The sequence below is a fragment of the Arthrobacter sp. Y81 genome (assembly GCF_002929335.1).
In the GTDB taxonomy this organism is placed as follows: domain Bacteria; phylum Actinomycetota; class Actinomycetes; order Actinomycetales; family Micrococcaceae; genus Arthrobacter.
Genome location: NZ_PJIL01000001.1, coordinates 596261 through 606822 on the forward strand (window position 1 = coordinate 596261; position 10562 = coordinate 606822).

A 10562-nucleotide genomic window follows, 5' to 3' on the forward strand; every position below is an offset into this window, starting at 1 on the left:
GTGTCTGTTCCGCAATACTGTCGGTACCCGCGGATAGCTTAAGAACATGCGGTTATTGCACACTTCCGATTGGCACCTGGGCAGGTCGTTCCACGGCGTCGGCATGCTGGACGCCCAGCAGGGCTTCATCGACCAGCTGGTCGAATTCGTCCGCGCGGAACAGGTGGACGTCGTCCTGATCGCCGGTGATGTCTACGACCGTGCCCTGCCGGGGGTTGACGTGGTTCGCCTCCTCGACGATGCCCTGGTGCGGCTGACGGACGCAGGAGCGCAGGTGGTCCTCACCAGCGGCAACCACGATTCCGCCATCCGCCTCGGCTTCGCCTCAAGGCTGCTGGAACGCGGGGGAGTGCACCTCCGGACCCGGCTGGCCGAACTGGACGTTCCGGTGCTGCTTCCGCTGGACTCCACGGTTGACGGTCCCGTGCTGGCCATCTACGGCATTCCGTGGCTCGAGCCCCGGCTGGTCGCCGAGCAGCTGGGCGTTGAGCCCGCGAGCCACTTCGAAGTGACGCGCGCGGCCACCGGGAGGATCCGGGCCGATGTGGACGCCCGGGCCACGAGCAGGCAGGTCCATACCGTGGTGCTGGCCCACACATTCGCGAGCGGCGGCATCAGCTCGGACAGCGAACGGGACCTGAGCATCGGCGGAGTCGGCGCCGTTCCGCTGGACCTGTTCGACGGCTTCGGTTACACCGCGCTGGGCCACCTCCACGGCAGGCAGTCGCTCTCGCCAACTGTCCGGTATTCCGGATCGCCGCTCGCCTACTCGTTCTCCGAGGCGAAGCACCGCAAGGGTGGCTGGCTGATCGAAGCGGATGCCACGGGCATCACCGAAGTCAGTGAGGTCCTGTGGGACGCCCCGCGCTCCCTCGCCGTACTGCGGGGCACGCTGGACCACCTGCTCTCAGCAGAGGAGCATTCCTGGGCCGAGGCCGCCTATTGCCAGATCACCCTGACGGATGCCCGGCGTCCCGCCCAGGCCATGGACAAACTGCGGGCCCGCTTTCCGGACACACTGGTTCTGGGCTTCGATCCCGAAGGCGCGGCTGCGGACGCCAGGACGAGTTACAGCAGCAGGCTCGCCGCGGCGGAGGACGATCTTTCCATCTGCTGCGGCTTCCTCGAACACGTTCGCGGCCGAAGCACCAACGACGCCGAAGCTGCCGTCCTGGGGGAAGCCCTCGAAGCCGTACGCCTGGAGGAGATGTCACGATGAGGATCCACCGCCTCGAAATTTCCGCGTTCGGCCCCTTCGCAGGCACCGAGCACATCGACTTTGACCGGCTCAGCGCGCACGGACTCTTCCTGCTGAACGGGGCCACCGGTGCCGGCAAGACCAGCGTGCTCGATGCCATCTGCTTTGCCCTCTACGGATCCGTGCCGGGCGCACGCCAGGAAGGCAAGCGCCTCCGCAGCGACCACGCCGATGCCGCCGCCGAACCACGGGTCACCTGTGAGTTCTCCGCCAAGGGCAGGCACTTTGAAGTGTCACGGATCCCGGCCTGGAACAGGCCCAGTGCACGGGGCAGGAACGGATTTACGGAGCAGAAGGCCAACACCCTCCTGCGCGAACGCGTGGACGGGCAGTGGATCGAGAAGTCCGGCCGGAACGATGAAGCCGGAGCGGAAATTAGCTCGGTGCTGGGTATGGACCGGGACCAGTTCACCCGGGTGGTCATGCTGCCGCAGGGCGACTTCGCCGCGTTTCTCCGGTCGAAACCCGCGGACCGGCTCGACCTGCTCCAAAGCCTCTTTGGCACGCAACGGTTCGAAGCCGTGGAACAGGAACTTGCCCGCCGGGCCGCCGATTCCCGCGCGGAGGTCGCCGGCCTGAACAACCAGTTGGACCTCCTGCTGGCACAGGCCCGGTCCGAAGCGGCGCAGCCGGAACAGGACCTGCCGGGTGCCCTCCCGCAGCCGGAGGGTCCGGAGGAACTCCTTGACTGGCTGCAGGAGTCCGTTGCGGCCAGAGCAGCGGCACTGCAATCCGCAGCGGAGCAGGCGGAAGCGCAGCGCACCGGGAGCGCCAAACGCCTCGAAGCTGCCGCCGCCCGTGCCGCCCGCCAGGCGAAACTCTCAGCAGCAGAACGGCGGCGGGCCGCCGCAGACGCCGCAGCCCCCGAGCTCGAGGAAAAATCTGAGCGCCTTGGCCTGCACCGCAAGGCCGAAGTGCTTGGTGGCCAACTTCAGGCCATGGACAGGGCCGGGGACGCCGAAGAGCGGGCTGCCAGGGCGATGGCCGCGGCGGCCGACAAACTGCACGCGGCGGTACTTCTGGATCCGGAGCTTGTTGCCCTGTCCGCCGCCGCCGCCGCCGCCGGCCAAGGCAACGGCGGCCCGGGCGAGCCATTCTTCGAGGCAGAAGTACTGGGCAGCGAGCTCAGCCGCCTGAGGTCCCTCCGCGCTGTGCTCGAGGAACGCCTGCCTGACGAGGCCAGGCTGGACGGGATGGTGGCCCGCAGGACCGAACTTCAGACGACGTTGAAGCAGCTGGGGCAGGCAAGCCGGGCCGGCGCGGCTGCCCTTGATGCACTGCGCGACGAGGCTGCCGTGCTGCTGGCGCGGGTGCAGCCCCTCGAGGAGCTCGCTGCGGAGGCCCAGCTGCGGACCAAGGAAGCCGCGGCCGCAGAAGAACTCGTGGCCATGGTCAGCCGGCACACCGCAGCGGTCCAGGTATGTTCCGGCGTTACAGAACGGCACCGCCTGGCCCGGGATGACCACCAGAACCACCGTCAGCGCTGGCTGGATCTGCGGGAAGAGCGGCTCGCCAATGCCGCGGCGGAACTCGCTTCCCAGCTGCTGCCGGACGAGCCCTGCCCGGTGTGCGGGAGCCCCGAGCATCCGTCTCCCGCGCCCGCGGCCACGGCGGCGCTGGCCGTCGCTGAAGCGGAACGGGGCGCCCAGGAGGCCTGCGAGGCAGCAGAAGCGGTCCTTGCGTCACTGGAAACGGAACTTGCCGAGGTGCGGCAGCAGGTCGCCGTCCTCGCGGCACAAGGCGGCGACACTCCGCCGGAGGAAGCCCGCGCCGACGCCGCCCTGGCGAAGGAACGGGCTGACCAGGCCGTCCTGGCCGCCAGGGAACTCGCTGCGGGCCGGGAACGGCAAATGGAACTGGGCGACCAGATCTCTGCTGCCGAATCGACGCAGGCGGCCACTGAGTCCCGCATCGCGAAAACGGAGTCCACCCTTCTGGAAGTCCTGGAACAGGCCGACGCCTTGGACGGGGCACTGCGCAAACTGCGTGCCGGCTACCCGGCCCTTGGCGGCCGCATCACATCCCTGAGTGGAACAACGGCGCTTCTTGAACGGACAGATGCGGCCCGGACCAGTCTCGAACAGGCCAGGCTGCGGGCCGCGGACGCCGGCCAGCAGCTGGAACAGGCGCTCCCGGACTCCGGTTTCGAATCCGTGGATGCGGTGCGGTCCGTCCTGCTGCCGGCCCCGGACGCGGCCGCGCTCGAAGCCGCCATCCGCGCCGGCCAGGACGAGGCCGCGCGCGTCGCGGAACTCTTCGCCGGTGAGGAGCTCACCCTCGCCGCCCGGGAGCTGGAAGTGGACGGCCCGGTGGAGGCCGCGGAGCTCGAACTGCTCCGTGCCGAGGGTGCCGCCGCTGACCGAACCGCCAGGCAAGCCGTCGTCGGCGCAGGCCTCGCGGACAAGTCAGTGCTGACCGTCCGGCGGATCGCGGCGGACTACGCCCGGCTCGCAGCTTCGGGCCAGGGACCCAGGGAACGTGCAGCGCTGCTGACCGCCGTGTCCGAAGCAGCCCGCGGCGCCGGGGACAACACCTACCGCATGAGCCTGAACAGCTACGTGCTCGCTGCCAGGCTTGAGCAGGTGGCCATCGCCGCCTCGGAGCGGCTGGTCGGCATGAGCGACGGCCGCTATACCCTGCAGCACACGGACGCCAAAGCGGCCCGCGGAGCCAAATCCGGCCTGGGACTGGAGGTCGTGGACCAGTGGACCGGCCAGCGCAGGGACACCGCCACGCTGTCCGGCGGCGAATCGTTCATGGCCTCGTTGGCCCTGGCCCTGGGTCTCGCCGATGTGGTGCAGCAGGAGTCCGGCGGAGTCGACATCGAGACACTCTTCGTGGACGAAGGTTTCGGCAGCCTCGACGAGCAGGCCCTTGAACAGGTGATGGACGCCCTCGAGGGGCTCCGGGACGGCGGCCGGGTGGTCGGGCTTGTGAGCCATGTGCCGGAAATGAAGCAACGCATCAACACCCAGCTGCAGGTGGTCAAGGGTCGCAACGGTTCCACCCTTCACATTTCCGACGACGCCGTGGCATGACTCGCAGGCACGCGCCGGGTCCTCGTTCGCCGCACTGAGGCCTCGGCTACAATTGAAGAGTTACCGGGTCGCGCGCATCGGGAGGAGGGACGATGCGCAGTCCTGAACGAACCCGGAATAATGACCCCTTCAACGTCTTTGCAGGCATCCGCCGCAACATCATCGGCCGCGGACACCGCACGCCCCGCCCCTCGTCCTGAACAGGATTTCCCGAGCCCGCCTTCGCCGACGGGTGGCCGCTACGCCCGGCTCCCTTTGCTGGCCGGCAGGGGATTCATCCCGCTGGGACTCTTCGCCCGTCTTCCCCTGGCCATGCTGACTGTGGGCGCCCTGACCCTGGTTACCGCGGTCACTGGCTCATACGCCGTCGGCGGAGCAGCAGCCGGGGCCGTCGGCATCGGCTCCGCACTGGGGGCCCCTGTCCTCGGTGCGTGGGCGGACCGGCTGGGCCAGCGGCCTGTGCTGCTGTTCGCCGCGATTTTCAATACCGCCGCCGTGGTGGCCCTGATCCTCACGGCCTATCTCGTCCCGTCAGGCCGGGACCTGGCGGAGGCGGTACCCGTCCTTGCAGCCGGTTTCGTGGCCGGAGCGAGCTGTCCGCAGGTGGGTCCCCTTGCCCGAGTCCGGTGGATGGCCCTGACCGCCCGGGGCAGCAAGACGGGGAACGCACAGGACCTGGACGCCGCCCTGTCCTACGAAAGCACGGCGGATGAACTGACCTTCGTCCTCGGCCCTGCGTTGGTGGGCATCCTTGCCAGCCTGATCGCCCCGTGGCTCCCGCTTGCCCTCGCCGCTGCCCTGACCATCACCCTGGTTCCCGCCTTCGCCGTCCACGGCACGCACCGTGCGGTACCCCTGAGCGTGCGCCGCCGACGTGGCACTTCCCCAGCTGCTGGCCCCGCCGCCGGTTCCCCGGCCGCTGGCATCCGGGGCGCGGGCATGGCGGCCGTAGCCCTGCCCGTCCTGGCCATGGTGTGCATGGGAACATTTTTCGGTTCCACCCAGACCGGGCTGAGCGCCTTCTCCGCTGGCTTCGCCACCGCCGAAATCGCCGGGCTACTGTACGCCGTCATGGGACTGAGCTCCGCCGCGGCCGCACTGAGCGTTGCCTACTGGCCCCGGCGCTTCACGCTGTCAGCACGATGGATGGTCAGCGCTGTGCTGATGGCCGGCCTCGCCGTGCTCCTGCTGCTCCCGGCCTCGGCGCTCCCGATGGTACTGGTTCTGCTTGTCCTGGGACTGCCGGTGGGTCCGCTGATGGTCACCGTGTTCGCCATCGGCGGGGTGGTGGCTCCTGCCGGGCGCCTGGGAACGGTCATGACAGCCCTCGCCAGCGGCATTGTCGCCGGCACGGCCCTGGGGTCCTCCATTGCCGGACAGCTGGCGCAGCACCAGGGGTATTCCGCAGCTTTCCTCGTACCGGTGTGCGCCGCAGCGGCGCTGTTCCTGCTCGGGGCGGCCGCCGCCGTCGTAATCCGCCAGCGCAGGAAGGCGACGCCGGCAGCCGCTAAGTAGGGCCGCCGGCCAGGCGCGTTACAGCAGTTGCTTCTCGATGCGGGCTGCGCTCGTTGTCAGGGCGGCCGCCACCTCGGCAGGATCCTGCGTTGAGCGGATATAGACGACGGCGACCGATGCGGGGCGGCCGCCCGGCACGTTGATGGGGACGGCCAGCGATGAAACCCCGGCGATGACTTCGTCGTGGCTTGCCGCGTAGCCGCGTTTCCGTGCTTCCGCCGCCTCGGCCCGGTAGGGGATATCCGGTGCCAACAGCTTCCAGTCCTGTTCCGTGAGCGCCGACTGGATGGCGATGCCCGGGGCTCCGGCGCTGATCGGGTGCCGCGAGCCGGGGTGCTGGACCACCGTCGCGGCCGAGTGCCTGGGCTCCACCGTCACGAGGGTGATGCAGTCCTGGTGGTCCCACACCGCGATAAAGGCGGTCATGTTCAGGCTGTTGGCAAGCTGGGTCAGCTCAGGCAGCGCCGCCGACTGCAACGTGCGTGAAACCCCCCGCGCCAGGACGGCCAGTCCGGGGCCGGGCTGGACCCTGCCGGCGTCGTCCCGGACCAGGAGTGAATGGTCCTCCAGCGTGCGCAGGATCCGGTACGCCACGGAACGGTGGACACCCATGGCGTCCGCGAGTTCCGCGATGGTGAGTGGCTGCTCGGCTTCCGCCAGGATTTCCAGTGCGCGGATGCCACGCGAAAGAGTCTGGGACGGGGAAGCCGGCGCGGGCGCAGCCTGTGCGCCGGCGCCTGCGGTCTGAGTCATGGTGTCCATCCTAGGCCGGGAACTGTGGCGCCCTGCCCGAAGGGTCTTGTGTTGCGCCTCACTTTGGGCTAGCGTTCCATATGGGAACTATACGTTCAACTATAGAACAATTCAAATATAGAACAGCCAATCCAAGGGATCAATGATGATTGCCAGGCCCCGCCCGGGAGAGGCTCCCGAAGCCATGGGCAGGACATCGGCCCCGCGGTCCCACCATTTCCGCGGGAGCCTCGGCAGGTTTGCCACCGGAGTGGCGATCGTGACCTTCGACGGCGCCACCAAGCGCCACGGCATCACCGTCAATTCGTTCATGTCCGTGTCCATGGAGCCGCCCCTGGTCCTGGTCGGTATTGCGCGGACCGCCAAGGCGCACGATGAGCTGGCCGGCCGTCCGTTTACCGTGAACATCCTGGGCGCCGAACAGCGGCAGCTGGCCATGCACTTCGCCGGCCGCCCGGGGCCCGAACCCCGGTGGGTGGAAGGTGGGACAGCGCCGCGGCTGTCCAGCGTCCTCGCCTACTTCGAGTGCACGCCATGGGCGGAGTACGACGGCGGCGACCACACCCTGTATCTCGGCGAGGTGGTGGATTTCAATTACCGCAACGGAGACGCCCTGGCTTTCGCCAACAGCGCCTTCACCACCATCCCGGAGAGCCAGCTGGGCATGGAGGACCTTCTGTAGCGCTGCCATCCCCGAACCTTGGGGGCCACTGACTAACCCCACTACAGCTCAACGACGACTGGAGGAACAACAATGGGCATCCGCACCGGCCAGCAGTACCTGGACAAGCTCAACGCCATGACGCCCCATGTGGTGATCGACGGGGAAGTGGTCAGCGAGAAAATCGCCGAGCACCCTGCGTTCCGCAACGTGGCCAAGTCCTACGCGAAGCTGTTCGACATGCAGCACGACCCCGCATACCAGGAAGCCCTGACGTACACCTCGCCCGCAACCGGCGACCTGGTGAACGCATCCTTCCTGGTTCCCCGGACGGTTGAGGACCTCCAGCGCCGGCGCAGGGCCATCTCCACCTGGGCCGAATCGTCCAACGGATTCCTCGGCCGCTCGGGAGACTATATGAACTCTGCCCTGACGGCACTCGGTACCGCTGAGAAATGGTTTGCGCAGGCCGACCCCAAATTCGGCGAAAATATCCGGAAGTACTACGAATGGGCGCGCGAGAATGACGTCCTGGCCACGCATACGCTGATCCCGCCGCAGGTCAACCGCTCCGTCTCGGGCTCCGAGCAGATGGGCGGGCAGCTGACGGCGCACATCGTCGAAGAGCGCGAGGACGGCATCGTGATCAGCGGCGCCCGCATGCTGGCCACCATCGCGCCGATTGCCGATGAACTCCTCGTCTTTCCGTCGACCGTGCTGCGCGGCACCCCCGAGGATGCTCCGTATTCCTTCGCGTTTGCCATCCCCAACGATGCGCCGGGCTTGCGCTACCTCTGCCGCACCTCGCTGTACAACGGCGGCAGCACCCACGACGAACCGCTGGCCTCACGCTACGAGGAGATGGACGCCGTCGCGATCTTCGACAAGGTGTTCGTGCCGAGCGAGCGGATCTTCATGCTGGGCAACCCGCAGCTCTGCAATGCCTTCTACACGGAGACCGGCGCGGGAGCCCTGATGACGCACCAGGTGGTCACGCGGACCATCGCCAAGAGTGAGTTCTTCCTTGGCCTGGCGTCCGAGCTCGCCGATTCGATCGGCATCGACGGCTTCCAGCACATCCAGGAGGACATTGCGGAACTCATTATCGACGTCGAAATCGGCAAGGCGCTGGTCCGGGCGTCCGAGGCGGACGCCCGGCTCAACGAGGCCGGGATGATGCTGCCCAAGTGGTCCACGCTGAACGCCGCCAGGAACTGGTACCCCAAGATCGCCCAGCGCTTCCCGCAGATCATCCGGAAGTTCTCGGCGTCTGGGCTGATGGCGCTGCCCGGCGAGGCTGACGTCAACAGCGGGGCCAGGGCGGACATCGACACGTACCTGCAGGGTAAGACGCTCACGGGCCCTGAGCGTGTCCGCCTGTTCAAGCTGGCCTTCGACGCCTCAATCTCAGGGTTCTCGGGCCGCCAGTCCCTCTATGAGTACTTCTTCTTCGGGGATCCCGTCCGGATGGCCGGTGCCCTCGTCAACACCTACGACCGCGAGCCTGTCCGGGCCCGCGTCCGGGAATTCCTCAACCGGCAGGACTGAAATGGCGGAAAGGTGCGGTTCCCGGTCGCCGCCGCTGATGGCGGCCAGGGGTCCCACAAAGATTTAAGTGCGCTTTGTCACACATTCGAGTATCCTCATACTAACTGACCGTTCGATCAGTAAATCGCACGGCTTCAATTCATCTCCGGCAGTGTCCCTGCCCCCAGCCACGGAGTTCCAATGACCGCAACTTCACACGTCGATTCAGAGGCGGGCCCCAGCAGCAAGCATGAGGAACGCAAAGTCCTCGCAGGCACGCTGGTCGGCACCACCATCGAGTGGTACGACTTCTTCATCTTCGCCCAGCTGACGGCAACGCTGCTGTCCCCGCTGTTCCTGGCCCCGCTGAACGCCTCCAATCCGGGCCTGGCGCAGATCCTGTCCTTTGCCCTGATCGGCATCAGCTTCCTGTTCCGCCCGCTCGGCGCGATCATTGCCGGGCATCTCGGGGACCGCCTGGGCCGAAAGGCGATGCTGGTCTTCACGCTCATCATGATGGGTGCGGCGACGGCGCTGATCGGCATGCTGCCGACCTACGAGACCATCGGTGTCTGGGCTCCGATCCTGCTGATCACCCTCCGCATCATCCAGGGCTTCTCCGCCGGCGGCGAATGGGGCGGTGCGGCCCTCATGGCCGTCGAGCACGCGCCCATGAGCAAGCGCGGCCTGTTCGGCGCCTACCCGCAGATCGGGGTTCCCGTCGGCATGATCCTGGCCACGGGCCTGCTGTACTTCCTCAACACCGGCATGTCCAAGGAAGACTTCGCCTCGTGGGGCTGGCGCGTGCCGTTCCTGCTCTCCATCGTCCTGATCGTGGTCGGGTACCTGATCCGCCGCGCAGTAGCCGAAAGCCCCGTCTTCAAGGAAATGATCGAGCGCAAGGAGAAGGCCAAGGCCCCGCTCGGACAGCTGATCAAACACCACAAGAAGTCCGTGCTCTACTCCACCATGATCTTCATCGGCAACAACGCGGCCGGATACCTGCTCATCGCGTTCTTCATCTCTTACGCCACCAAAACGCTCAAGATGCCGGTCGCGGAGATCCTGCTGGCCACTACGCTGGCTTCCTTCGGCTGGCTGATCTTCACGCTCGTGGGAGGCTGGCTCTCCGACAAGATCGGCCGCGTCAAGACGTTCCTCATCGGCTATGGCATCGTGTTCGCCTGGATGATCCCGATGTTCGCCCTGATCGATACCAAGAACATCATGCTTTACGGCCTGGCCCTCTTCGTCCTGACCATAGGCCTCGGCCTGTCCTACGGCCCCATGTCAGCCATGTACGCCGAGATGTTCCCGGCCAACGTCCGCTACTCAGGTATCTCGATCGGCTACGCCTTCGGTGCGATCCTGGGCGGCGCTTTTGCCGCCACCATCGCCGAAGCCCTGATGCAGAGCACCAAGTGGACCGGGTCCATCGGCATCTACATCATGATCCTGTGCGTCATCTCGGCTGTGGGCGTTGTCCTCGCCAAGGAGACCAAGGGACGCCCGTTGGGCGTCAGCAGCCACCACTAGGTCAGGCTGAACAGGCGACGGCGGGCACGGACCGAATGCGGTCCGTGCCCGCCGTTCTTGGTGCCGGACGACCCCTGCTCGTTGCACCCATCACTTCCGCCATTCGATTGAGTACAGCCCGGACCGGAACGCACTCACTTTCCGGTCCTCATCAGCGTGCTTTCAGATGCAGGGAAAACCCGAACCGGGCGTCCAGTGCTGATATGTAGGTCCGGTTGTCAAGGGGGCAGAGGTGAGCGGCTCCAGGCTTTTGGTTCCTGGGGCCGCTCACCGT

At 67.0% G+C, this 10562-nt stretch carries 7 protein-coding genes; 6 read left to right on the forward strand and 1 reads right to left on the reverse strand.

The window, feature by feature from the left end; all coding sequences use genetic code 11:
* Nucleotides 1–46: 46 nt before the first annotated feature.
* The 3 genes from CXQ91_RS02785 to CXQ91_RS02795 all read left to right on the forward strand — a co-directional run bounded on the left by CXQ91_RS02785 (nucleotide 47) and on the right by CXQ91_RS02795 (nucleotide 5811).
* Entirely contained in the window at nucleotides 47–1219 is a 1173-nt protein-coding gene (locus CXQ91_RS02785; protein WP_104172376.1) for an exonuclease SbcCD subunit D, read from the forward strand.
* Entirely contained in the window at nucleotides 1216–4296 is a 3081-nt protein-coding gene (locus CXQ91_RS02790) for an AAA family ATPase (protein WP_104172377.1), read from the forward strand. Before CXQ91_RS02785 ends, CXQ91_RS02790 begins: the two co-directional genes overlap by 4 nt.
* A gap of 120 nt (nucleotides 4297–4416) precedes the next feature.
* Nucleotides 4417–5811, forward strand: a complete 1395-nt coding sequence (locus CXQ91_RS02795; RefSeq protein ID WP_104172378.1) for an MFS transporter — start codon at nucleotides 4417–4419, stop codon at nucleotides 5809–5811.
* Nucleotides 5812–5829: 18 nt separating this feature from the next.
* Here the strand turns inward: CXQ91_RS02795 and CXQ91_RS02800 are convergent, their stop codons facing one another.
* Entirely contained in the window at nucleotides 5830–6564 is a 735-nt protein-coding gene (locus CXQ91_RS02800) for an IclR family transcriptional regulator (protein ID WP_104172379.1), read from the reverse strand.
* A 142-nt stretch (nucleotides 6565–6706) separates the two neighbouring features.
* On the opposite strand from CXQ91_RS02800, the gene CXQ91_RS02805 reads away from it, so the two are divergent.
* From CXQ91_RS02805 to CXQ91_RS02815, 3 genes are all read left to right on the forward strand, one after another.
* The gene (locus CXQ91_RS02805; protein ID WP_104172380.1) at nucleotides 6707–7246 is read left to right on the forward strand and encodes a flavin reductase family protein; all 540 of its coding nucleotides are present in this window, start codon (nucleotides 6707–6709) and stop codon (nucleotides 7244–7246) included.
* Between the two features lie 72 nt (nucleotides 7247–7318).
* Nucleotides 7319–8773: a 4-hydroxyphenylacetate 3-monooxygenase, oxygenase component gene (gene hpaB, locus CXQ91_RS02810; RefSeq protein ID WP_104172381.1), complete on the forward strand. Its 1455-nt coding sequence runs from the start codon at nucleotides 7319–7321 to the stop codon at nucleotides 8771–8773.
* 180 nt (nucleotides 8774–8953) lie between these two features.
* Nucleotides 8954–10288, forward strand: a complete 1335-nt coding sequence (locus tag CXQ91_RS02815; protein ID WP_104172382.1) for an MFS transporter — start codon at nucleotides 8954–8956, stop codon at nucleotides 10286–10288.
* The last annotated feature ends 274 nt before the right edge of the window (nucleotides 10289–10562 follow it).